This is a genomic window from Microbacterium sp. NPDC056003 (genome assembly GCF_042274785.1).
GTDB lineage: Bacteria > Actinomycetota > Actinomycetes > Actinomycetales > Microbacteriaceae > Microbacterium.
This window is the reverse complement of record NZ_JBHJXQ010000001.1, coordinates 1,312,324-1,335,468: the sequence shown is the minus strand read 5'-3', so window position 1 is coordinate 1,335,468 and position 23,145 is coordinate 1,312,324. Positions and strand designations below refer to the sequence as shown.

Here is a 23,145-nt window from a genome sequence, read left to right as displayed (position 1 = left end):
GTCAGGCGAGCGGCTCGGCCGACTCGCGCGCGGCCCGTGCGGACGACTGGACCGCGCCGATGCTGGCGGCGATGACCAGGGCGATGCCGACGATCTCGAGCCAGGCCAGGTGCTGGCCGAGGAAGACGAACCCGGCGAGTGCCGCCGTCGCCGGTGCCAGGCTCATCAGGATCGCGAAGACCGCCGCCGGCAGCCGGCGCAGAGCCACCAGCTCGAGGGCGTAGGGGATCGTCGACGACAGCACGGCGACGGCGGCACCGAGGGCGACGATCTCGATCCGCAGCAGGGCTGAGCCGGCATCCACCACACCGAACGGCAGCGCCAGCACCGCGCCGACCGCCATCGCCAGCGCGAGCCCGTCGAGCTTGGGGAAGGCCTGGCCGACCCTCGCCGACGCGAGGATGTAGAACGCCCAGCTCGCCGCGGCGCCGAGCGCGAAGAGCACGCCGAGGGGGTCGAGCCTGTCCCATCCGCCGCCGCCGAGCGCCACGACTCCCCCCAGTGCGAGAAGCGCCCAGAGCCAGGCGGACGCGCGTCTGCTCGCCACGATCGACAGGACCAGCGGGCCGAGCACCTCGATGGTGACCGTGACGCCGAGCGGGAGCCGCTCGAGCGCGAGGTAGAACAGGGCGTTCATGGTCGCGAGGACGACTCCGAACCAGATCACGCCCGTCCATGCGTGGCGCGAGTGCCCCCGCAGCGTCGGGCGCGCGATCAGGAGGAGGATCGCCGCCGAGAAGACGAGCCGCAGCATCACCATGCCGAGCGGTCCGACGGTGGGGAACAGCAGGACGGCCAGCGAAGCGCCGACCTCCTGGCAGGCGAGGCCGGCGACGACGAGGAGGATCGCAGGAGTGGTTCCCGCGCCGCCGCGCGTCACCGAGTCACTGCGCCGGGGTCGCGCAGATCGCGTTCGCGGCGATCTTCTCGTGGTACTGCTCGGCGGTCCACGGCAACCCGGCCTCGGGTGCCGTCTGACCGGAGGCGGCAGGCGCCTTCGATGCGATCGCAGCCAGCTCCCACGCGAGCTGCGCGCCCACGCCCGAGTTGGCAGCGGAGTCGTTGAGCACGACGGCGACCGTCAGGCCGGAGGACGGGTCGGAGAACGCCGCCGTGATGTAGCCCGGCACCGCCCCGAACTGCCCGACCAGCGGGCCCGCCAGGACCGCACCGCCGGCCATGTTGAACCAGGACGGGGCGCCGACCCCCGCGGGGACAGGATCGTCGAACCGGTCGTCCTTGCCGGGCAGCAGCGCGCCGGTCGCGAGGGCCTGCGCGTAGCGCCCGAGTTCGGTGATGGTGCTCGACACCCCGCTGTCGGTGAACCCGGTGGTGATCGACACGTTTGAAACGTCACGCGGCTCGGCGCAGTTGTTCTTGCCGTCCTTCATCCGCGGTGCGTACAGGCCGGTCAGGACCGATCCCGACGGCAGCGCCAGCTGGGTGGCCTCGAGGTCGAGCGGGTCGGCGACGTAGTCCTGGATGAGCTCGGCTGCAGACCGCTCGAGGGCCCGCTCGAGCGCGAGCCCGAGCAACACGTAGCCGGCGTCGGAGTCGCGGTACGCGGCGCCGGGCTCGCCCGACCGCGGCTCGCCCAGCCCGAAGCTGGCCAGCTCGCGCGGGCTCCACCGGCGCTCGGGGTTCGACAGCCAGACCGGCGTCAGGTGCTTCGAATACGACCCGATGCCCGACGTGCCGTCGCACAGCTGCTCGAGGGTGACGTCGGTGAGCGTGGGAACGCTCGGCACCCACGTCGCGACGGGGTCGTTGAGTTTGACCTTGCCCTCGGCGGCCGCCGCGTAGAGCACGTCGCAGGTCATCGCCCGTGTCACGAGCCCGGCCCGGAACTGCATGTCCGCATCGACCTTGCCGCCGTCGACCGGATTCTGCGTGCCGAGTCCCGCAACCCAGCTGCCGCTCCACGGCACCCAGACCCCGACGATGGCGCCCGACGACCCGGTCGCCTCCATCGCGTTGGTGACGGCATCCTTCAGCTGCTCGACGGTGGCCTCGGCGAGCTTGCCGTCCGCCTGCGGAGGCACGTCGACTTCGACGTGCTTGTCGGGGGAGCATCCTGCGAGGGCGAGCGTGACGACGATCGCGGCGGATGCCGCAGCCATGGCGCGGCGTGTCGCGAGTCGGGCCGTCATTCTCACCCCCCGGTGATCGTCCTCTAGATTCAAACACACCCGGGCACGACTGACTCTCTCAGCGTTCTTTAGGCTGACCCTCATGACGCACCACTTCGACGAGTCCGCGCTGGCGGGCGTCTTGGGCCACATGAACGGCGACCACGGGGACGACAACGTCCTGATCGCCCGGGCGTTCGGCCCTGAGGGCGTGGTCGGCGCGGTGATGACCGGCTTCGACGGCGACGGCGGCACGTGGGAGGCGACGCTGTCCGACGGCAGCGCGGTCCAGGTGCGCGCCCCCTGGCCCGGGGGGCCGATCGCCGAGCGTCCCGAGGTGCGCCGGGAGATCGTCGCCCTCTACGACGAAGCGTGCCGGCGGTTGGGCGTGGTGCCGCGGCCGCATGCCTGATCACCCGACGGCCATAGGTTAGGCGAACCTAATCTGTCTAGAATGGGGCCATGAGCGACCCGATCCCGTTCTCCGCTGCGCTGCGTGAGCGCTCGAGCCGCGCCCATTCGTCCAGCGAGCACGCCGGCTTCATGGCCGACCTCATGAAGGGCGAGGGGACGCGCGAGGACTACATCGCACTCGTCGCGCAGCACTGGTTCATCTACGAGGCGCTCGAGCGCACCGCCGATCGGATGCGCAACGACCCCGTCGCCGCCGTCTTCATCAGCGACAAGCTCACCCGTCTGCCGGCCCTCGAGGCCGACCTGGAGTTCCTCGTCGGCCCGGACTGGCGCAAGACCATCACGCCGCTGCCGACCACCCGTGCATACGTCGACCGCATCAACGAGGTCGGCGCCACATGGGCGGGCGGGTTCGTCGCCCACCACTACACCCGCTACCTCGGCGACCTCTCGGGCGGCCAGTTCATCGGACGCCTCATGGCTCGCCGGTTCGGCTTCGAGACCAATGGGATCGGCTTCTACCTCTTCGACGACATCGCCGACCCGAAGGCGTTCAAAGAGGTGTACCGCGAGCAGTTGGATGCCGCGCCGTGGGACGCCGCGGAGCAGGAGCGCGTCATCGACGAGGTGCTGCTGGCCTACCGCTTCAACACGGAGCTGTTCGACGACCTCGCACTCGCGAAGGCGGCGCAGGTCGCCTGAGGCGTCTCAGCGACCCGAGCCGGCCGCGGACTGTGCCCGCACACCGGCCATGAACCTCTGCACGTCGGGGTCGACGCGGATGTCGCTCGGACGAAGCGGTCGCGAGAGATACAGCCCGTCGAGCGATGTCAGCCGCGACAGGGCGACGTACGTCTGACCCGGAGCGAACGCGCCCGAGCCCAGGTCGACGATCGCTCGGTCATACGTCTTGCCCTGCGACTTGTGGATCGTGACCGCCCACGCCAGGCGCAGCGGGAACTGCGTGAACTCCGCGACGATCTCGCGAGACAGCGATTTGGAGCCGGCGTCGTACGCGTAGCGGAACCTCTCCCACACGGCGGGCTCCACGTCGAACTCCTGACCCTCCACCTCGACGCGCACCGTGCCACCGGCGATCCGGGTGACCGTGCCGATCGTGCCGTTGACCCAGCGCGGCGGTTCGCCGTACGACTGGACGTCATTGCGCAGGAACATCACCTGGGCACCGACCTTCAGCTTCAGCTCGACGTCGGCGGGGTACGCGGCATCCCCGCGTCCGAAGTCTCCGCTGATCTCGGCCATCGCGGTCTGCTCGCGCCCCACGAGCTCGTTCAGGTGTCGGCGGTTGATGCTGTTGACGATGTCGTTGCGCGTGGCGAGCGTGATGATCGGATGCTCCCCGTCGCGCGGATCCGGGGGCGTGCGGGCGCCGGTGTCGTTGAGGATCTGGGCGATGTCGGCGGTGACCCGGCCGTAGCGCACGGCATTGAGCATCGCCTTGAAGCCCGGATCGGACTGCCGGTGGATGTCGACAAGCTCGCGGATGTGCAGGTCGGCGCCGTACGACCCGACATCGAGGATGCCGTCGCGCGCGGCCTCGCCGACCCAGACCTTCGCGTCGAAGAACCAGAAGGAGCGGTAGTGGTCGCGCACATACCGCAGCTCATCGCCGCGCGGGGGCACCGGGGCGAGCTGGTACGGGTCGCCGAACATCACGATCTGCACGCCGCCGAACGGCTCACCGCGCCGCCCCCGGGCTTTGCGCAGCGAGCGGTCGATCGCGTCCATGAGGTCGGCGTTGACCATCGAGATCTCATCGATCACGAGTGTGTCGATGGCGTTGAGCAGCTTGCGGGTCGCGTCGGACTGGTCTTCCTCCTGCGAACCGATGATCCCGAGGGGGAGCTTGAACAGCGAATGGATCGTCTGCCCCTCGACGTTGAGTGCCGCGACACCGGTCGGCGCGCACACCGCGATCGACTTGCTCGTGTGCCACGCGAGGTGCTGCAGCAGCGTCGACTTACCGGTGCCGGCGCGGCCGGTCACGAACACGTGCTCCCGCGTGTCTTCGATGAGCCGGAACAGAGCCTCCTGCTCGGCGGAGAGAGGCGGCGTGGTCACCGATCAATGCTAACGAGCGGATGCCGCGCCCCGGCCGCCCGCGGCGGTTCGGTGGAGACTCGCCTTCCACACCGACGTCGGCCCAGATGTGTGACACCAGGTTTCGGGCTCGACGCGGGATGCTTCCTAGACTGGGGGTGTGGACCAAGGGGCGGTGGGCACGACAGCCGGTCGCGAGTCTGCGCCGCCGGCTCCGTCCGCGAGCCCGGGGAACGAGGCATCCGTTCTCATCCAGCCGCCGCGCAAGCGCCGCCTCACGCTCGCCCTGGATCTCACCCTGCTCGCCGTCGTCGGCGTGCTGCTGATCGCGGCGACGGCCGCGGCCGTCGGGGCCATCCAGACGCAGTTCTACAGCCCGAGCGCGTTCGTCGAGCGCTACCTCGGCATGCTCTCCGACGGCAGGGCGGCCGAGGCGCTCACGGTGCCGGGCGTCGCGGTCGAGTCGGCCGAGCTCGAGGCGGCCGGGCTGCCCGCGTCGGCGTCGGAAGCGCTGCTGCGCCGGGCCGCGCTCGCGCCGCTCTCGGACGCGCGGGTGGTGTCCGAGGAGACCGACGGCGACATCACGCGCGTCACGGTCGAATACGTCGCGGCGGGCTACGACGGCACCACGACGTTCGATGTCGCCCCGAACGGCATGATCGGCATCGCGCCGACGTGGCGCTTCGCGACCAGCCCGCTGGCCGTGATGGACCTCGTGGTCAAGGGGTCGATGGTGTTCTCGGTGAACGGCTTCGAGATCGACAAGCGGCAGGTTTCGGTGGATGGAGCGGATGCCGAGCCGCTCGACCCGCTTCCGCTGCTGGTCTTCTCACCCGGCCTGTACTCGGTCTCGGTCGACACCGCCATCTCGGCGACGCCCGGCGTCGCGGTGCTCTCGGACAGCCCGTTCCGCTCGATCCCCGTCGAGATCCAGGCCGAGGCCACCGACGAGTTCGTGGCGGTCGTGCAGCAGGAGGTCGAGGCGTTCCTCACCGAGTGCGCGACGCAGGAGGTGCTCCAGCCGACCGGGTGCCCGTTCGGCTACACCGTGCAGGACCGCATCGACTCGCTGCCGAAGTGGTCGATCGCACGGCAGCCCACGGTCGCCGTCACGCCCGAGGGCGCAGGCTGGCGCATCGCACCCACCGAGGCCGTCGCCCACATCGAGGTCGACATCCAGTCTCTGTTCGACGGCTCGATCACCCACGTGGCCGAGGATGTGCCCTTCATCGTCGAGGGCCAGATCACCGTGCAGCCCGACGGACGGGCTTCGATCGTCGTGACCGGACCCGACACGCAATAGGCCGGGTCAGCGGGTCTGCCGGGCGTCGCGCGCGGCGAGCTCGGCGAGCCGCGCGTTGTACTCCTCGAGCTCGGCGTCGCCCGTGCGGTCCGCGTGCCGGTCGCGACGCTTCTGGTCGCGGGCATCGCTCCTGCTCCACTGGATCGCGACGATGATCGCCAGGATGAGCGTCGGGATCTCGCCGATCGACCACGCGACACCGCCGCCGACGTACTGGTCTTCGAGCGGCGTCGCGCCCCACGTGCGCCCCATCGAGCCGAACCACTCGGCGATCATGAGCCCTTCCTGCATCATGATCGCGATGCCGAAGAACGCGTGCATCGCCATGACGCCGATGAGCAGCAGCAGCCGGCCGGGGTACGGCAGCCGGTAGGGGACCGGATCGATCCCGATGAGCGTCAGCACGAAGAGATAGCCGGTGATGAGGAAGTGGGCGACCATCCACTCGTGACCGAGGTGGTCGTACAGCGACCAGCGGAACAGATCGGTGTAGTAGAAGACCCACAGCGACCCGATGAACAGCCCGGCCGCGACGAACGGGTTCGTCAGCACCCTGGCCACCGGCGAGTGCACGGCCCAGAGGATCCACTCGCGCCCGCCGCGCGTGCCGTCCTCGCGCTTGCGGATGGCACGGGCCGCGAGGGTCACCGGGGCGCCCGCCACCAGCATGAGCGGCACTGCCATGGTGAGGAGCATGTGGCCGACCATGTGCACGCTGAAGAGGTAGTCCTGGTAGACGTTGATGGCGCCGCCGGTCACCCACACCAGCAGAGCGAGTCCGATCATCCACAGCACGGTGCGGTAGATCGGCCAGGCATCGCCGCGGCGCCGCAGGCGCCAGACGCCCATCGCGTAGAAGAAGACGCCGAACCCGGCCGCGACGGCCCACAGCAGGTCAATGTTCCACGATGTGAGCCAGCCCAACGGTGTGAGCTCGGGCGGCAGCGGGGCACCGGTCAGCACCTCGGCGGGCGTCGGCGGCCCCGGCAGCACGGACGACCCGGGCGGAGGTGTTCGGGCGAGTGCCGCCGCGGCGCCCGATGCCGCGCCCATGAGCACGAGTTCGAACACGATCAGAGTCCAGAAGGCGCGGGATGCGGCATCCCCCCGCAGCCTGCCGATCAGCCGGGTGCGGTACCACGCCCCGAAGGCGCCGAGCGCGATCAGCGCCACGATCTTGACGCACAGGATCGCGCCGTAGGGCGACAGCAGGGCGTCCCAGGTCTGCAGGCCGATCGCCGCGCGCACGGTGCCCGACGCCGCGACCACGACGAACGCGGCGATCGCGATGCTCGAGTACCGCGCGACGACGGTGGCGAGGCGGTCGCGATCGAGCAGGGGGCGCACCACCACGAGCAGGACGAGGCCGCCGAGCCAGACCGCCGCGGCGATGATGTGCAGGATGAGCGCGGTCATCGCCTCATGATGGAACGCCTCTTCGCCCGAGTGGCCCTGGGTGCCCATCGGCACGAGCGAGGCGGCCGCGAGGATCGCGACGAAGAGGGTCGCCGTCCACGAGCGCACCGCGAACGTGAGAACGGTCAGCGCCGCACCCGCGACCGTGGTGATCAGCCACGTGCGGCCGACTTCGGTCTCGATGACGAAACGGCCGAGCTGCGCGCCGAACTCGGGGCCGGCGTCGATCGCGGGGTTGAAGGCGTCGACGAAGGTGAGGAATCCGGTCACGGCCGCCGAGACGGTGAAGATCGCCGCGGAGATGGACGCCACATCCAGCGCGATGTCGAACTCGCGCTCCCCCGCGCGCAGCGCGTAGAGCGCCGTCACGAGCGCTCCGACCATGCCGGCGGCGGAGAGGTTGACGACCAGCTTGACGACGGGGAGTCCCCAGCGCGCGACCGGGCCGGGGTCGCCGATCGCGAGCGGAGCGGCGCCGCCGCCGAACGCCAGCGCCCAGATCAGCACGACGAGCGCGCTGACGACGAGGATCACGGGCCCTGCGGCCCGCAGGGCGCGGGGACTCACCCCTCCAGCCTAGGCGCGGAACCGGGCACCATCCGCCGCCGGCGGGAATGCAGAAGGGGGATGCCGCGGCATCCCCCTTCTTGTGTGGTCGTCGTTACTTGACGGCGGCCTTGAGCTTCGAGCCCGCGGTGACCTTGACGCGCTGGCCGGCGGGGATCTTGATCTCCTCACCCGTCTGCGGGTTGCGACCGGTGCGGGCGGAGGTCTCGACGCGCTCGAACGAGATCCAGCCCGGGATGGAGACCTTGCTGCCCTTGGCGACGGCCTCGGAGACCGTCGAGAAGAGGGAGTCGAGCACGCCCGACACGGCGGACTGGCTCTGCCCGGTCGCGCTGGCGATGCTCGCGACGAGTTCGGTCTTGGTGATGGACTTGTCGGCCATGGGGATTGTCCTCCAAGGCGGCGGAATCGCCGCCTTTTCATTGCTCGGACCGGACGGCATGCGCCCCCCGGCTGGTCGGATCGACCGCCTTGAATGTACCTGACTTCGCGCGCAGATCCGCGTATTTCCGGGGTTTTCGGACGTTCCGGGCGGCGTGTCGGGGGTGAAAGTGACCCCTGTGGCCGATGTGACGACGGTTTCGGGGTCGTTCGAAGGGCTCCGCCGACGTCAGGGGCGGTGGGAGTCGACGACTCCGCGGGCCGTTCGAGCGAAGGCGGGAGCCACGCGATCCTGGCCGTCGAGGTACCCGCCGACGAGCGCGGCGTCGCGCAGGAGCACGAGGGATGCGGCCACATCGGCGGGGTTGGAGAGCCCTGCGGCGGCGGCCGCCTGCTCGAGAGTCGCGCGGAACCAGTCGCGGTGGTCATCGATCAGCGATCGCACCGGCCCCGCGTCGGGGTACTCGGCCGCCGCATTGATGAACGGGCAGCCGCGTGTGTGGCGCTCCCGGATGTCCTGCTCGATGCCCGCGATCACCAGATCGAGCAGCACCTCGGGGTCGGTCGACGCGGCGCCGGCCTCGGCGAACAGAGCGCGCAGGCGTTCGTCTTCGCCCCGGAGGTAGGCGAGGACGAGCCCTTCCTTGCCGTCGAACTGCTTGTACATCGTCGCCCGCGTCACACCCGCCGCCTCGATGATGCGATCGACGCCGACCGAGTGGATGCCCTCCCTGTAGAAGAGGTCGGTCGCAGCATCCAGCAGCCGCTTCCGGGCAGGGGAGGGGCGCGTACTCGCAGCGGGCGCATGGGGGGTGCTCATGGGTGATCCTCCGGCTCCATCGTGCCACTTCCGAACGGCTTCGAATTCTGTGGGAATAGTCTTGCGTAGATAGAACGTTCGGTCTACCATCGGTACACATCAGCAGCCCACCGCAGCCGGACACCCACAGGAGAATGAAATGAACGCCACGACCAAGACCCCCATCGTCCTCATCCACGGACTCTGGATGACCCCCAAGAGCTGGGACACCTGGGCGGAGCGCTTCCGCGCCGCCGGCCACCAGGTCATCGTCCCCGGCTGGCCCGGCATCGACGACAGGTCGGTCGACGACATCCGCACCAACCCGGCCGCCCTGAAGGGGATCGGCCTGAAGCAGATCGCCGACAACTACGAGCGCATCATCCGCGCCCTGCCCCAGAAGCCGATCATCATCGGCCACTCGTTCGGCGGAGTGCTCACCCAGATGCTGGCCGACCGCGGCCTCGGCGTCGCCTACGTCGGCGTCGCACCCGGCCAGACGGCCGGCGTCACCGCTCTCCCGCTGTCGACGCTGTGGACCGGAACGCCGATCCTCTCCAACCCGTTCGACCGCAACGGCGCCAAGCCACTGTCGAAGCGGCACTTCCACTTCACGTTCGGCAACGACCTGCCCCGCGAGGAGTCCGACCGCCTCTGGGCGGAGTACGCGGTCAACTCGTACAACCGCGTCTTCTTCGAAGGCGTGCTCTCGGTGCTCAACGAGAAGGGCGGCGTCACCCACGTCGACTACGGCCGGGCCGACCGTGCTCCGCTCCTCGTCATCACGGGCGAGATCGACCACGTCGCGCCGCCGGCGATCGGCGAAGCCATCGTGAAGAAGTACCGCGCAACGGGCAGCCCTGCGATCGTCGACTACAAGACGTACCCCGGTCGCACCCACCGCCTGGTGAGCCAGGACGGTTGGGAGGAGATCGCCGACTACGCGCTGGAGTGGGCCACGACCCACCAGGTGCGCGAGAACGAGCCGGTCAGCTGATCGGGCCAGGACGCCGGCAGGCGCACGCCTGCGGTCACGCGTGGAGCCGGCGCAGGGCCGCGACGACATCGTCGTGCCATCGGCGGGCGGCAGGAAGCACGCCGGTGAAGATCGGGGCGTCGTGCGTCACGCCCATGTACCGCACCACGCTGGCGTCGACACCGGCCGCGCGCAGGGCCGCCCCGTAGGCGTCGCCGTCTCCGCGCAGCGGGTCGTACTCGGCGGTGAGGATGACCGCAGGCGGCAGCCCGGCATGCGATGAGGCTCGCAGCGGCGATGCGTAGGGCTCCCGGGCGTCCTGCGGTCGTTCCAGGTACGTGCGGGCGACCGAGCGCAGCTCCCTCACTGTCAGGAATCGCGGGATGCCGAGTGCGCGCATGGCTCCGAGATCGAGGTGGGCGCCGGTCAGGTCTACGACCGGCACCTCGAGCACCTGGACGCCCAGCGGATGGTTCGCGCGATCCCGGTTGACGATCGTCAGCGCCGCGGCGAGGCTGCCGCCGGCGGAGATTCCCATCACGCCGATCCGGCTCGGGTCGACGCCGAGCCCGCCGGCCGAGCCGACCAGCCAGTCCAGGGCCGCCGCGGCCTGCTCGATCTGAACCGGATACCGGTGCTCGGGCGCCAGCGCGTAGTCGACCGCGGCGATCGCGACGTGGGCGTCGACGCAGCGGCGGCGGTACGCGGCATCCGTCGTCGGATAGTCGATGCCGCCGATGCGGAATGCTCCCCCGAAGAACGCCAGGACGGCAGGCACAGGTGCGTCACCGACGACGGGCGGGTGATAGATCCGCACGCGGACGGAGGGATGCCCCGGCACGTCCACCCGGTGCTCGGTGATGCGCACCTCGGGTCCTGGCGTGCCGACCGTGCTCAGCTCGGTGCGATCCCACGCGAGCGCCGCGCGGCGATGCCGCGCCCGGGCCTTCGCACGAGGACCGAGCGGGGCGGACTTCTCGGCCGCGGTCTTCTCCGGCGCGCTCTTCTCCTGCGCGCCGGCTCCCGTGGGCTTCGCGGCAGCCGGAAGCACGGCGCCGCGGCGGAACGGCCACAGCGCGGTCATGCGAGCACGCGCGGAGCTCAGCGCCTGGTCGAACATGTACTTGCGATGCACGCGCAGGCGCTCGGCGAAGAACGGGTCCAGCGGCATGTCACCATCCTGGCGCGACCCGGCGTGCGGGTGCACTCGGTTGACAAGCGGAAGGCCCGGAGTTCCGAGGAACTCCGGGCCTTCCGCTGAAGCTGTGGTGCTTACCAGCTCGACTTGGTCACGCCGGGCAGCTCGCCACGGTGTGCCATGTCACGGAAGCGGACACGCGAGATGCCGAACTTCGTGAGGACACCGCGGGGGCGGCCGTCGATGACGTCGCGCGAGCGGACGCGAGCGGGCGACGCGTTGCGGGGCAGTTTCTGCAGGCCCACGCGAGCGGCCTCGCGCTGCTCGTCGGTCGAGTCGGGCGAGACGAGCGCCTTCTTCAGTTCGGCGCGCTTCGCCGCGTAGCGGTCGACGACCACCTTGCGCTGCTCGTTGCGCGCGATCTTGCTCTTCTTAGCCATAGGTCAGCGCTCCTCTCGGAATTCGACGTGCTTGCGGACGACCGGGTCGTACTTCTTGAGCACGATGCGGTCGGGGTTGTTGCGGCGGTTCTTGCGCGTCACGTAGGTGTAGCCCGTGCCGGCGGTCGAACGCAGCTTGATGATCGGACGGACGTCCTGTGCCTTCTTGGCCATTAGAGCTTCACACCCTTCGCCTGGAGGTCACGCACGACCGCCTCGATGCCGCGGGCGTCGATGACCTTGATGCCCTTGGCCGAAACGTTGAGCTTGATGTTGCGACCCAGCGACGGAACGAAGTAGGTCTTCTTCTGCACGTTCGGATCGAAGCGGCGCTTCGTCCGGCGGTGCGAGTGCGAGATGTTGTGACCGAAGCCGGGAACTGCTCCAGTCACCTGGCACACTGCTGCCATAGTGATGTCTCCTTAGTACCGTGGAGCCGGACGGCCCCACCCAAGATCCCTTGTCTGCACCCCATGACTCACCGGACCGATTCCGGCCCGGAGGAGGTGTGGGATACGAACTGCGTGCTGGAGTGCGCGCAGACAAAGAGTCAGTCTAGCACGGGCGGCGTGTCGCGCTTGACTGGGGCGCCCACGCCTCAGTCGAGCGGGTGGGCGACGCGGATGACGCCCTCGGGATCCCATGCGTACGCGACCCGGCGCAGCCGCTCGGCATCCGGCCCGTACAGACTCGCCGCGGTCGTGGGCCGCTCGGCGAAGTTCTTCACGACGGTGGGCGACGCGAACGGCTGCATCCGGGCGGCGACGGCGGTCGCCGCATCCTTCACCGCGGTGAGCGCGCCGGGAAACGGCACCAGCCCGACCGCGAACACGAGTCCGGCACCGTCGATCGCCGAGACGGCGCCGCCGGTGGTCCGGCCGGGCGTCGTGCCGCCGCCGAGGTGACGCAGTTCGATCGACAGCAGCGACTGCGACGAAGGCTCGAGGGCGACGTCGAGCAGTGCGTCCATCGACGCCGCGGTGATGTCGGTCAGCACGACGGCCTCGCCGAACGCCGGAGCGGGGTGCGCGGGATCACCGTGCACGGTGCTCAACTCCGCCGGAGACATCGGGCGCACCGAGTCGAGCTCGGGGCGAAGGTCACGCAGGGGCTGCAGCAGGGTCGCGGCGGTCGCGGCATCCGCCTGAATCGCCGCCTCGACGGCCACGAAGGAGCGGCCGCGCAGGAAGTCGGGGATCTCGGGAATCGGCGGGTAGCGGAGCACCCGCGCGAGAGAGGTGACCGATTCGGGCAGCTCGGCGATCCACTCGCGCCAGGCGTGGGCGACGTCGGCCGCACGCTCGAGCGGCCACATCAGCGCGCCCGCGTGGAGATCACCGATCTCGTGCAGCTGAAGCTCGATCGCCGTGACGATCACGGGGGCGATGCCCCCGCGCACCGCCCAGAAGAGGTCCGGGTGATGCTCGGCGTCGACTCGGACCACGTGCCCCTGCGCGTCGACCGCGTCGATCGAGAGGATGCTGTTGGCTCCGAGGCCGTGGGAACGGGCCAGCCAACCGAGCCCGCCGCCGAGAGTCGACCCGACGACGCCGACGGAGGGGGCCATGCCCGAGACCGCCGCGCATCCGTGCTCGGCCACGGCCGTGGCGAGCGCCGCTGCGGTGACGCCGGCGCCGACCCGCGCGATGCGGGCTTCGGCGTCGATCGTGATGCCGTCGAGCCGCGCGGTGCGCAGGAGGATCGTGTCCGTGAGCGGACCGAGCGATCCGGCCGCGTGGCCGGTGCTCTGCGGGGCGACGTGCAGTCCGAGCCGACGCGCGCAGGTCACAGTCGTCGCGACGTCCTGGGCGTCGGCGGCGACGACGACAGCAGCCGGCTGCTGGTCGACCAGCAGCTGCCACGCGGAGCGGGCGGTGTCCCAGCCGTCCTCGCCGGGGAGGAACAGCTCGCCCGAGAGGTCCGCTCGGAGTCGCTCGAAGTGTTCACCGGGCAGCACCGGCTCGTCGGCGGCGGATGCCGCGCCGGCAGAGGCAGCCTGGTCGGGGGTGGGGAGGGAGGTGTCGATCGTCACTGTGATTGCTCTTTCGTCTTCGATGTCTTCGTTCCGTGCCCGGCGTCGCGCAGGGCGGCCGGCGTCGCGCGGGGCGACAGGTGTCGCGCGGCCGGCGTCGCGCGCAAGGCGCACTCGACCGCTCAGCGTCGGGCTCCGGCGGCAAGGAGTGCGTCCAGCACGGCCGTGATACCTGCGGGACCAGGAGATCTCCGGATCGCGGCGCCGATGCGTTCCGCGTTGCTCCGGTAGGAGGGGTCGCGCAGCAGCGCATCGACGGCTCTGCCGACCTGAGCGGGCGCGACGCGGCCGTCGCGCGGCCGCAGTCGCAGCCCCGCGCCGCTCCAGGCGACCCGCGCCGAGACCTCGGACTTGTCTTCGCTGTCGCCGGCCGCGACGATCGGCACGCCATGGGCGAGTGCGTACTGGACCCCGCCGTAGCCGCCGTTGGTGACGAGCGCGCTCAGGTGCGGGAACAGACGGTCGTACGGCAGGTAGGGGGCGATGCGGGCATTGTCCGGAAGCGCGAGGGAGGGAACGTCGCGTCCACCCGTCGTGGCGATCACCAGGACGTCGCGGTCGGCGAGCGCTTCGAACGCGGGCAGGACGAGCTCGGAGAGGTCGCCGTTGGCGACCGTTCCCTGCGTCACGTGGACGACCGGCCGCCCGTCGTGCAGGTCGTTCCACCACTCCGGCACCTCGACGCTCGACGCGTCGGCGAGCGAGACCGGGCCGACGAAGTGCACGGGCGTCGTGAGATCGCTGCGGGAGTATTCGAACTCGGGCACGCTGAACTGCACCACGGCGTCGGCCGCGGAGGGGTAGTCCATCACGGGCACGCTCAGCTCGACGCCGACGAGGTCCCGCACCATGCGCTCGGCGTTGCGCTGCAGCTCGGCGAACACGAAGCGATCGGTCGTCCACGTGAGGAATCGGTTGCGGACGCGCCCCAGGGGCCCGGCAAGCGGCGGGATGCCGAGGGCGAACGGTGCGGTGTCGCGACTGCGCAGGCCCAATGGCACGATGCCGAGATTGATCACGAGTGGTCGCTGGTGCGCCGGGCGCGCGAGCATCAGCATCGCGCCGAGGAACATGCTCTCGCTGAGCACGGCATCGGCCGGCTCCGCTGCCAGCAGCTCATCGAGCGCACGCAGCTGGCTCGGCGCCGGCTCGAGGAAGATGTGCTGCAGGTCCCAGCGGGGGCCGGCGACACCCCGGAGTCCGACGCGGCCCGGGAACGCGGCATCCATGTCCCGATCGTCGTAGTCGGCGTCGGCCGGAAGTGGGAACCAGCGCGCGCCGGTGGCCCCCACCGCCTCGCGGTAGCGACCGCCCGTGAGGAATCGCACATCATGGCCGGCCGCCACGAGCGTGCGGGCGACAGCGAGCAGCGGGGTGACATGACCATGCACCGGAGTGCTGCAGATGACGAGAGACAGCATCGGATTCTCCAACTGGTAGGGTTGTGAAAGTACTCGTGGAGTATTCACTACCCTGGCAGGAAAGTCAATGACCCCATACGTGTCGCCCCTGCGCGAAGCGCAGGCTGCGCAGACCCGAGCCCGCATCCTCGACGCGGCGATCCGCGTGTTCGGCGAGGCCGGCTACTCTGGTGCATCCCTCGGCCGCATCGCGAACGAGGCCGGCGTCTCGCTCGAGACGGTGAAGCAGAACGGACCCAAGGCGGCTCTGCTGCTGGCCGGCTTCGATCACGCGTTCGCCGGCAACGAGGGCGAGGGGCCGCTGCATACCCGCGAACTCGGCGAGACGGCGGAGGAGCTCGACCCGAGCGAGCTGCTGCCCTTCCTGGTCGATTTCGTCGCGAGCGCCAACGCCCGCGTCGCACGCCTGTGGCCCCGGCTGCTCGAGGCCGCCGCCGGCGACGACGACGTTGCGGAGCGGCTGCGCGAGCTGCAGGCCAACCGCCGGTCCGACATGCTCGGTGCCGTCGCGATGTTCCGCCGCCGGGGCGTGTGCGACAGCACTCGATCCGACGGGGAGCTCGCCGACGCGCTGTCGTTCGTCATCTCGCCGGAGAGCCACACCCAGCTGGTCGCCGAGGCGGGCTGGAGTGAAGAGGCGTACCGCGCCTGGCTCGTCCGCGCGGTCGAGCGCGTGGTGCTGACCGACTGACCCGCCTGAGCTCAGAGCTCGGCGGCGCCGCGGCCCCAGCGGAACGGCGAGACCGTCGGCTCGCCGGGGATCCAGAACCGCCAGGGGAAGGCGGAGGTGCCGGCCACACCGGCCACCCCGACACGCGGCCCCGAGGCGAACCCCGCGACCGGCTCGGCGGCGAGCGCGAGCCGCGCGACCGCGCCGTGGTGGGGGGTGCCGGTGATCGCGTCGACCCCGTCGTGGAGCGGATGCCGCAGCCCCACCGCATCGCCGAGACGGCCAGGTCCGCGCGCAAGGTCGCGTGGCGTGCGCGCGGCGGGACGGCGGCCGAACGCGGTGTCGATGCCTTCGATCACCTCGCCGCCGCGCAGGAGCACACCGCCGGCGATCCCGTCGGGTCCGCAGACGACGTTCACACAAGAGTGGATGCCGTGACTGAGATAGACGTAGAGGTGCCCGGGCTCGCCCCACATGGTGGCGTTGCGTGCCGTCGGTCCCATGCGGGCGTGCGACCCCGGATCGGGCACCGGCCCGGTGCCGCGACCGTGGTACGCCTCGACTTCGGTGAGACGCACGGTCACCGTCGCGCCCGCCACGGTCGTGGTGAGGTGGGCGCCGAGAAGCCGGGGGGCGACCTCGGCGGGAAGGCCGGCCAGGTCGGCGCGCGTCGCTGCGCGCACCTCGTCACCCGCCATGGCGCGAGTCTACGTGGAGAGCCGCATCAAGCCGGAGGCACCTGGCACCACGAGATCGACGACCCCGCGAGTGCGCTGACCTGGTTGCCGTCCGCGAGCTCGAGGACCCTGGTCTCGGTGCGCTCGGGGAGCGGCAGCTGGTACGTGTCGTAGGGGTTGGCCACGGCATCCGGCGCGACCAGCACCGCGGCGTAGCGTGCACTGGGCGACACGCACACCTGCAGCACGGCATCCGTGTCGGCGACCTCGCTCAGCAGACGCGTGGTTCCGTCGGGCGCGACGAGCGAGAGCGACGTGCGGCCCGTCGGCACGCCGTCCGCCTCGAGCACCGCCGCGGTGCGGATGCTCGAGCCGTCGGGCAGCGGGGTCACCGTGCTGACCGGACCGGGATCGTCGTCGGGTGCCACGAGCGGGCTGTCGGCGGCGTCGGTCAGGTCGATCGACACCAGCCCCTCCACCCGCTCGACGACCGCCTCGGTCGAGCCGCGCGCGATGCCCTCGATCGTCACGGCCGAGCCGAGCGCCGTCGCGCCCTCGCCCTCGGAGCCCGTCAGCAGCAGCGACCCGTCGAACGACAGGAGCAGGATGCTGTCGGTGTCGGGAACGAAGCGCCACTCGGCGATGCGCGGATCGGCGCCCTCGACGGCGATCTCGACCGGCTCGGCATCGGGGTCCCGCAGCGACATCGTGTAGAGCAGACTCTCGCGTCCGGAGTCGGCCGTGAGCGCGGCATCCGAGAAGGTGTACCCGATCGTGTCGCCGCGGTCAGCGCTCTGCAGATTCGACACGAACCCGTCGCCGGGGAGCGTGAGATCGCGCGCGTTCGCGCCGTCGAGGTCGGTCATGACGAGCCCAGCACGGTCGTCTTCGGTGCGCACCGACACCACGAGGTGGGTCGACGTCGCGCGGAAGTCCTCGATGTGCGGGTGCGTGAAGACGGGCTCGGCGTTCTCGCCCGAGAGGTCGGTGCGGAAGATCGTGTCGCCGTCGGCGCCCCGCTGGAGCAGCTCGACCTGGGCCGCGGGCGTGCGGAAGGTCTGGGTGATCCCCGCCGTCGGACCGCCGCCCAGCGACGTGACGCCGGCGATCTCCACGGTGTACTCGGTGTCGTCCCACAGCGGGAGGGCGAAGCGGATGCCCACGCTGCGCCCGGCGGTGTCGACCGCGAACGGCGTCGCGGGCGTGACGGTGACCTGCGACGGGTCCACCTCGGCGAGCGACTGAGTGGTGGTGATGATGAGACGACCGCCGGATGCCGCGGCCGCCGCAGCCGGATCGACCTGCACCTGCGTCACCCGTGGTCCCTGCGCGACCGTCGCTGCGGCACCGGCCAGTCCGAACACCGCCAGCACAGCGACGACGATCGCGAAGGCGCCGGCGAACGCGCGACCGCGCCGACGGCGGCCGTGCGAGCGGCGCGTCGACGGCTCAGTACTCATACGGGTCCTCGGGCTCGTCGATCTCCTCGACCGACGCCGCGTCGATCTCGAGACGCCCGTCGGAGGTGGCCCGCACGGTGCCGGTCACCGTCACCCACTGCCCCGTCCCCGGGTTCCCCGCGCCGCCCACGGCGACGCTCGCGGGCTGCGCGTCGATCACGCAGTGCGTGATGACCAGCCGTGTCAGGTCGAAGGCGCCGTCCTCGCCGGGGGTGACGAATCCGGTGAGCTCGATCGGATCGCCGTCGAACGCCTCCGGATCGGTGGCCGTCGCGAAGACCGTGGCCCACTCGCCCACCCCGAACGACGACGTGTCTCCGGTCTCGGCGAGGGTGACGGCATCCGCTCCTGCGAACAGCGGAGTCGCGCCGACGTCGCGCGACATCGCGAGCTCGGCGGAAAGCGACGCAGGCGGCAGCACGAGGGTGAGGACCGCGATTCCGGATGCCGCGACCCCGCCCACCACGGTCGCTGCGACGCCGAGCGGGTGCGCCGTGTGATGGTGGGTGTCTTCGCCGGCGTGAGCGTCTACGTCGCCGTGGTCATGGCCGTGATCGGCCTCGGCGCCGAGCGGCAGCGCGAACGACGCGATCGCGCCGACGAGCGCGACGACCGCCATCGACACCGCGAACCAGGTGGAGTCGGGGTTGATGTAGAGGCCGAGCCGGCCGGTCACGGCGAGGCCGAGCGTGACGACGGCGAGGATCGCGGCGAGCCCGACTCCGAGCCACCGCGTGCCGATCCACTCCGTCCTACGCAAGGAGGTTCACCGCCGTCCCGATGGCGAAGGCCGACAGCACGACGATGACGACCATGCCGGCGAGCGTGCGGGTGGTGAACGTCGTGCGCATGAGCGCGAGCATCTTGACGTCGACGAGCGGCCCGACGAGCAGGAACGCCACGATCGATCCGGGCGTGAACGTCGAGGCGAACGACAGGGCGAAGAACGCATCGACGTTCGAGCAGATCGAGACCACCATCGCGAGGGCGATCATGGCGACGATCGACAGCGCCGGGTTCGAGCCGATCGCGAGCAGCGTCTCGCGTGGGATCAGCACCTGCACGGCGCCGGCGAGCGCCGAGCCGATGATGAGCGCGGGCATGACCGCGCGCAGCTCGACGACGAACTGGGCGATGCTGCGACGGCCTTTCCCGCCGGGCTCGTGCGTCACCAGCTCGCAGGTGTCGCGGAACCGGTCGGTGAGCAGCGCATCGGGCGACGGGTGACGGCTGTAGAGCCAACCGATCAGGTTCGCGATGAGGTAGCCGCCGACGAGGCGTGCGATGAGGATGCCGTCGCTGAAGCCGAACGCCTGGTGCGTGGTGATGATGACGATCGGGTTCACGATCGGAGCCGCGATGAGGAAGGTCATCGTCTCCGGCACGCTGAACCCGCGCATGAGCAGGCCGCGCGCGAACGGCACGTTCCCGCACTCGCATACCGGCACGATCATGCCGAGCAGCGAGAGCACGGCTCGACGGGCCCACGCGCGGCGCGGCATCCATCGCTCGAGCACTCCCGGCGGCACCCACACCTGCACCGCGATCGACAGGATCACGCCGAGCATCACGAACGGCAGGGACTCGATCAGCACACTGATCGCGAGGGTCAGGCCGTCCTGCGCACGCGTGGGGAGCGACGCCGGGAACAGCGTCGGCACGAGCCAATCGATGAGGAACAGCGCCGCGACCACGCCCGCGCCGATCGCGAGCGTGACGAGCGTGCGAGCTGTGCGCGTCGGGGCCGCCGGCCGAAGGTCAGTCCGCGTCACGCTTCTCGTCCCGGGCCTTCGCGCAGGTGGCGCACAGCCCGAAGATGTCGACGATGTGCTCGGCGTCGCGGAAGCCGTTGCGCTCGGCGGTCCGCTTGGCCCACTGCTCGACATCCGTCGCCTCGATCTCGACGGTGAGTCCGCAGCTGCGGCAGATCAGGTGGTGGTGGTGCCCGGTGCTGGTACAGGCGCGGTAGAGCGCCTCGCCCTCGGGACTCTGCAGGGAGTCGGCGTCGCCCTGGGCCGCGAGGCCGGCGAGCGCCCGGTAGACGGTGGCCAGCCCGATGCCGGTGTTCTCGTCGCGCAGCGTCGCGTGAAGCGACTGCGCGCTGACGAATCCGCGGGCGTCGGCAAGCGCTTCGCGCACGCGTTCGCGCTGCCACGTATTGCGCTGGGCCATAGGGGCAAGTCTACCGGCGGCCCCCTGAGCGCCGGCCGGGCCCGCCCGCCTGCGCCCCTGCCGCTCGCCTGTGCCCCTGACGCTCGCCTGTCGCAATGTGCTGCCGCGCACGGCGTTTCGTGACAGGTGAGCTCCCTGCTCACCCGGGCCTGCTGCTCACCCGGGCCTGCCGCTCGCCTGTCGCATCGTGCCGCCGCGCACGGCGTTTCGTGACAGGCGAGCCCCCTGCTCACCCGGGCCTGCCGCTCACCGGGTCCCGCTCACCCCCTGACCTGGTGCTCATCTGTCGCAATGTGCCGCCGCGCACGGCGTTTCATGACAGGTGAGCGAAGGGGAGTCGGCGCTGAGCGGCCGTGTCAGGCGGCGCGTCAGGCGGCGCGTCAGGCGGCGGCGCGGATCACGCGGCCACGGCGGGACCCGACGACGCGGCACACCAGGTAGATCACGAACGAGATCGTCGTGATGTACGGGCTCACGGGCAGCGTGCCCATGATCGCGAGCAGGATGCCGCCCACTGCCGATACGAACCCGAAGAGCGCGGCGAGGAGCGGCACCGAGATCGGCACGGTCGCTACCCGCATCGCCGCCGCGGCCGGGGTGACCAGCAGCGCCATCACGAGCAGGGCGCCGATGATGTGCACGGCGACGGCCACGATCAGCCCGAGCAGCACCATGAACGCCAGCGACACCGCGGTCGTCGGCACACCGCGCGCCGCCGCCGACTGGGGGTCCAGCGAATCGAAGCGCAGCGGCCGCCAGATCAGGAGCAGCCCGAGGAGGGCGATCGCGCTGATCACGATGAGCCAGCCGAGCTGACCCGACTGCACCGAGACGATCTGGCCCGTGAGCAGGCTGAACCGGTTGGCGCTGCGCCCGTCGTACAGCGAGAGGAACAGGATGCCGAGCCCCAGCCCGAACGGCATGAGCACGCCGATGATCGAATTGCGGTCGCGCGCCCGCGCGCCGAGCCACCCGATGATCGCCGCGGCGAGGATCGACCCCACGATCGATCCGGTGACGACGTCGACGCCGATCAGGAGGGCCGCCGCCGCACCCGCGAACGACAGCTCGCTGATGCCGTGCACGGCGAACGCCATGTCGCGCTGCATCACGAGCACGCCGATCAGCCCGCCGACGAGGCCCAGCACGGCCCCCGCCCACACGGAGTTCGACACGAGCCCGAGGATCTCGCCATAGACGGGCAGGCCACCGAACATCGCATCGGCGATGTCGTCCCAGTTCATGCGTGGTCCTCATCGTGGGCGTGATGGTGGTGGGATGCCTCGGCATCGGGCGCACCGACGACCACGAGCCGGTCACCCGCGCGCAGCACGAACACGGGAGCACCGTAGAGGTCGGTGAGCACCCGCGAGTTGAGCACCTCGTCGGGGGTGCCGAGCGTGAAGCGCCCGTTCGCGAGGTAGAGGATGCGGTCGACCTTGCCCAGGACGGGGTTGATGTCATGCGTGACGAGCAGGACCGCGGCATCCTTCTCCCGCCGATGCCGGTCGATGAGGCCGATCACCGCCTGCTGGTTCGCCAGGTCGAGGCTCGTCAGCGGCTCGTCGCACAGCAGCAGGCCGGGCTCGTCGGCGAGCGCCTGACCGGCGCGCAGTCGCTGCTGCTCGCCGCCCGACAGCTCGCCCACCGGCCGGTCGGCGAAGTCCCGCGCGCCGACGGCGTCGATGAGGTCGTCCACCCGGGCGTGGTCGCCGCGGCGCGGGATGGGCAGCCCGAACCGGTGGCCCGAGACGCCGAGGGTGACGAGGTCGCGCCCGCGCAGCGCGGTGTCGGGCGGCAGCGGCCGGCTCTGCGGCAGGTACCCGACGCGACGGCTGCCCCGCTTGCGCACCGGCTCGCCGAGGACCGTGATCGAGCCTGCGCTCAGCGGCTCGAGCCCGAGGATCGCCCGCAGCAGTGTGGTCTTGCCCGACCCGCTCGGCCCCAGCACGGCGATCAGTTCGCCCGGCCGGACGGTCAGATCGAGTCCGGCCCAGAGCTCGCGGTCGTCGCGGCGGAGTGCGGCGCCGCGGATCTCGAGGACGGGAGCGGGGTCGCTCACGACTCCAGCGCGCCGCTCAGCGCTTCGATGTTCGCCTGCATCCACGAGATGTAAGTCTGGCCCTCGGGGAGCGTTTCCGAAAACGCCATGCTGGGGATGCCGCGACCGTCCGCCTCGCCGACGATCTGCGCAGTCTCGGCCCCGGCGGTCTGCGTGTTGGTGATGACGAGCTTCACGTCGCCGTCCTCGAAGCGGGCGATCGATTCGAGGAGCGTCGCGGGCGCGACATCCTGTCCCTCTTCCACCGCCTCGGTGAAGGCGTCGGGTGTGACGTTCTCGAGACCGGCGGCAGCGATGAGGTACGCGGGTACGGGCTCGGTGACGAAGACCTCGGCGCCCGCGTGGGCGGCCGCGATGTCGGCGAGCGAGTCCTCGAGGCCCTCGACCTCGGCGACGAACGCCTCGGCGTTCGCGGCAAAGACGTCGGCGTCGGCCGGGCTCAGTGCCTCGAGCTGCGCGGCGACGCCGAGTGCGAGTTCCGCCATCGCGTGCGGGTCGTACCAGACGTGCTCGTTGAACCCCTCGATGTGCTCGTGCCCGTGGTCGCCGTCCTCGTCGGCGTGGTCGCTGTCGCCGCTGTCATCGTGCGCTGCGCCGCCTGTCCACTCGTCCGAGAACTCGACGGCGGTGAGGACGGGGACCTCGGCGCCGCTCGACTCGATCAGCGCGTCGATGAACGCGTCGTAGCCGCCGCCGTTCTCGATGACGAGGTCGGCCTTCGCGACGGAGAGCTGGTCGCGCGCGCTCGGCTCGAAGGAGTGCGGATCCTGCGACTCGTTCGACACGATCGACGTCACCTCGACGAGGTCGCCGCCGATCTGCTCGGCGATCTGGCCGTACACGTTCGTCGACGCGACGACCGATACGCCGCCGTCAGCGCCGTCTCCCGCCGGTGTGCCGCCCGCGCAGCCGGCAAGTGCGAGAGCGGATGCTGCGGCCAGGCCGAGCACGATCAGCCAACGTCGGGGGGAGGTCATTCCCCTACTCTAACGCTATTGATAATCGTTCTCAAACCACCCGGCGGAGG

At 70.7% G+C, this 23,145-nt stretch carries 25 protein-coding genes; 5 read left to right on the top strand and 20 right to left on the bottom strand.

Features of this window, described 5'->3' with window-relative positions:
• Position 1: 1 nt before the first annotated feature.
• Positions 2–880 carry a DMT family transporter gene (locus ACFC1W_RS06165; protein ID WP_375989886.1) on the bottom strand — a complete coding sequence of 293 codons (879 nt, stop codon included), beginning with the start codon at positions 878–880 and terminating at the stop codon, positions 2–4.
• Positions 881–884: 4 nt separating this feature from the next.
• Entirely contained in the window at positions 885–2,150 is a 1,266-nt protein-coding gene (locus ACFC1W_RS06160) for a serine hydrolase domain-containing protein (RefSeq protein WP_375989884.1), read from the bottom strand.
• A gap of 82 nt (positions 2,151–2,232) precedes the next feature.
• Here ACFC1W_RS06160 and ACFC1W_RS06155 point away from each other — a divergent pair, with 82 nt between their 5' ends.
• Both ACFC1W_RS06155 and ACFC1W_RS06150 read left to right on the top strand, forming a co-directional pair.
• Positions 2,233–2,541 (top strand): DUF2470 domain-containing protein, encoded by a 309-nt coding sequence (locus ACFC1W_RS06155; RefSeq protein WP_375989881.1) that lies wholly within the window; start codon positions 2,233–2,235, stop codon positions 2,539–2,541.
• A 50-nt stretch (positions 2,542–2,591) separates the two neighbouring features.
• Positions 2,592–3,245 carry a heme oxygenase (biliverdin-producing) gene (locus tag ACFC1W_RS06150; RefSeq protein ID WP_241111486.1) on the top strand — a complete coding sequence of 218 codons (654 nt, stop codon included), beginning with the start codon at positions 2,592–2,594 and terminating at the stop codon, positions 3,243–3,245.
• 6 nt (positions 3,246–3,251) lie between these two features.
• Here ACFC1W_RS06150 and ACFC1W_RS06145 read toward each other — a convergent pair whose 3' ends face one another.
• Positions 3,252–4,625, bottom strand: coding sequence for an ATP-dependent RecD-like DNA helicase (locus ACFC1W_RS06145; RefSeq protein ID WP_375989878.1), 1,374 nt, complete (start codon positions 4,623–4,625; stop codon positions 3,252–3,254).
• Positions 4,626–4,764: 139 nt separating this feature from the next.
• Between ACFC1W_RS06145 and ACFC1W_RS06140 the strand changes: the two genes are divergently transcribed.
• Positions 4,765–5,907: a hypothetical protein gene (locus ACFC1W_RS06140; protein ID WP_375989875.1), complete on the top strand. Its 1,143-nt coding sequence runs from the start codon at positions 4,765–4,767 to the stop codon at positions 5,905–5,907.
• Between the two features lie 6 nt (positions 5,908–5,913).
• Here the strand turns inward: ACFC1W_RS06140 and ACFC1W_RS06135 are convergent, their stop codons facing one another.
• The 3 genes from ACFC1W_RS06135 to ACFC1W_RS06125 all read right to left on the bottom strand — a co-directional run bounded on the left by ACFC1W_RS06135 (position 5,914) and on the right by ACFC1W_RS06125 (position 9,091).
• A complete protein-coding gene (locus ACFC1W_RS06135; protein ID WP_375989872.1) occupies positions 5,914–7,890 on the bottom strand; it encodes a cytochrome c oxidase assembly protein in 1,977 nt (658 codons plus the stop codon).
• A 94-nt stretch (positions 7,891–7,984) separates the two neighbouring features.
• Positions 7,985–8,272 carry an HU family DNA-binding protein gene (locus tag ACFC1W_RS06130; RefSeq protein ID WP_127473557.1) on the bottom strand — a complete coding sequence of 96 codons (288 nt, stop codon included), beginning with the start codon at positions 8,270–8,272 and terminating at the stop codon, positions 7,985–7,987.
• Between the two features lie 228 nt (positions 8,273–8,500).
• Positions 8,501–9,091, bottom strand: coding sequence for a TetR/AcrR family transcriptional regulator (locus tag ACFC1W_RS06125; RefSeq protein WP_375989869.1), 591 nt, complete (start codon positions 9,089–9,091; stop codon positions 8,501–8,503).
• Positions 9,092–9,230: 139 nt separating this feature from the next.
• Here ACFC1W_RS06125 and ACFC1W_RS06120 point away from each other — a divergent pair, with 139 nt between their 5' ends.
• Positions 9,231–10,067 (top strand): alpha/beta hydrolase, encoded by an 837-nt coding sequence (locus tag ACFC1W_RS06120; protein ID WP_375989866.1) that lies wholly within the window; start codon positions 9,231–9,233, stop codon positions 10,065–10,067.
• 34 nt (positions 10,068–10,101) lie between these two features.
• Here the strand turns inward: ACFC1W_RS06120 and ACFC1W_RS06115 are convergent, their stop codons facing one another.
• The 6 genes from ACFC1W_RS06115 to ACFC1W_RS06090 all read right to left on the bottom strand — a co-directional run bounded on the left by ACFC1W_RS06115 (position 10,102) and on the right by ACFC1W_RS06090 (position 15,077).
• A complete protein-coding gene (locus ACFC1W_RS06115; protein ID WP_375989864.1) occupies positions 10,102–11,217 on the bottom strand; it encodes an alpha/beta hydrolase in 1,116 nt (371 codons plus the stop codon).
• Between the two features lie 101 nt (positions 11,218–11,318).
• Positions 11,319–11,624: a 30S ribosomal protein S14 gene (gene rpsN, locus ACFC1W_RS06110; protein WP_191764850.1), complete on the bottom strand. Its 306-nt coding sequence runs from the start codon at positions 11,622–11,624 to the stop codon at positions 11,319–11,321.
• A 3-nt stretch (positions 11,625–11,627) separates the two neighbouring features.
• Entirely contained in the window at positions 11,628–11,798 is a 171-nt protein-coding gene (rpmG, locus tag ACFC1W_RS06105; protein WP_029145259.1) for a 50S ribosomal protein L33, read from the bottom strand.
• Positions 11,798–12,034, bottom strand: coding sequence for a 50S ribosomal protein L28 (gene rpmB, locus ACFC1W_RS06100; protein ID WP_013584774.1), 237 nt, complete (start codon positions 12,032–12,034; stop codon positions 11,798–11,800). Before rpmB ends, rpmG begins: the two co-directional genes overlap by 1 nt.
• Before the next feature lie 188 nt (positions 12,035–12,222).
• A complete protein-coding gene (locus tag ACFC1W_RS06095; RefSeq protein ID WP_375989859.1) occupies positions 12,223–13,656 on the bottom strand; it encodes an FAD-binding oxidoreductase in 1,434 nt (477 codons plus the stop codon).
• A gap of 122 nt (positions 13,657–13,778) precedes the next feature.
• The gene (locus ACFC1W_RS06090; RefSeq protein WP_375989856.1) at positions 13,779–15,077 is read right to left on the bottom strand and encodes a glycosyltransferase; all 1,299 of its coding nucleotides are present in this window, start codon (positions 15,075–15,077) and stop codon (positions 13,779–13,781) included.
• 67 nt (positions 15,078–15,144) lie between these two features.
• On the opposite strand from ACFC1W_RS06090, the gene ACFC1W_RS06085 reads away from it, so the two are divergent.
• Positions 15,145–15,768 carry a TetR/AcrR family transcriptional regulator gene (locus tag ACFC1W_RS06085; protein WP_375989853.1) on the top strand — a complete coding sequence of 208 codons (624 nt, stop codon included), beginning with the start codon at positions 15,145–15,147 and terminating at the stop codon, positions 15,766–15,768.
• 11 nt (positions 15,769–15,779) lie between these two features.
• Here the strand turns inward: ACFC1W_RS06085 and ACFC1W_RS06080 are convergent, their stop codons facing one another.
• The 8 genes from ACFC1W_RS06080 to ACFC1W_RS06045 all read right to left on the bottom strand — a co-directional run bounded on the left by ACFC1W_RS06080 (position 15,780) and on the right by ACFC1W_RS06045 (position 23,095).
• On the bottom strand, positions 15,780–16,445 hold the full coding sequence (locus ACFC1W_RS06080; protein ID WP_375989850.1) for a DNA-3-methyladenine glycosylase: 666 nt from the start codon (positions 16,443–16,445) through the stop codon (positions 15,780–15,782).
• 26 nt (positions 16,446–16,471) lie between these two features.
• A complete protein-coding gene (locus tag ACFC1W_RS06075) occupies positions 16,472–17,884 on the bottom strand; it encodes a hypothetical protein (protein ID WP_375989847.1) in 1,413 nt (470 codons plus the stop codon).
• Complete coding sequence (locus ACFC1W_RS06070; protein ID WP_375989844.1) at positions 17,874–18,644, bottom strand: TIGR03943 family putative permease subunit; 771 nt, start codon at positions 18,642–18,644, stop codon at positions 17,874–17,876. Before ACFC1W_RS06070 ends, ACFC1W_RS06075 begins: the two co-directional genes overlap by 11 nt.
• Positions 18,637–19,656, bottom strand: a complete 1,020-nt coding sequence (locus ACFC1W_RS06065; RefSeq protein ID WP_375989841.1) for a permease — start codon at positions 19,654–19,656, stop codon at positions 18,637–18,639. The genes ACFC1W_RS06070 and ACFC1W_RS06065 overlap by 8 nt, the downstream gene beginning before the upstream one ends.
• Positions 19,643–20,056: a Fur family transcriptional regulator gene (locus ACFC1W_RS06060; RefSeq protein ID WP_375989838.1), complete on the bottom strand. Its 414-nt coding sequence runs from the start codon at positions 20,054–20,056 to the stop codon at positions 19,643–19,645. The genes ACFC1W_RS06065 and ACFC1W_RS06060 overlap by 14 nt, the downstream gene beginning before the upstream one ends.
• A 380-nt stretch (positions 20,057–20,436) precedes the next feature.
• Complete coding sequence (locus tag ACFC1W_RS06055; protein ID WP_375989836.1) at positions 20,437–21,300, bottom strand: metal ABC transporter permease; 864 nt, start codon at positions 21,298–21,300, stop codon at positions 20,437–20,439.
• On the bottom strand, positions 21,297–22,118 hold the full coding sequence (locus ACFC1W_RS06050) for a metal ABC transporter ATP-binding protein (RefSeq protein WP_375989833.1): 822 nt from the start codon (positions 22,116–22,118) through the stop codon (positions 21,297–21,299). The genes ACFC1W_RS06055 and ACFC1W_RS06050 overlap by 4 nt, the downstream gene beginning before the upstream one ends.
• A complete protein-coding gene (locus ACFC1W_RS06045) occupies positions 22,115–23,095 on the bottom strand; it encodes a metal ABC transporter solute-binding protein, Zn/Mn family (RefSeq protein WP_375989830.1) in 981 nt (326 codons plus the stop codon). The genes ACFC1W_RS06050 and ACFC1W_RS06045 overlap by 4 nt, the downstream gene beginning before the upstream one ends.
• Between the last annotated feature and the right edge of the window lie 50 nt (positions 23,096–23,145).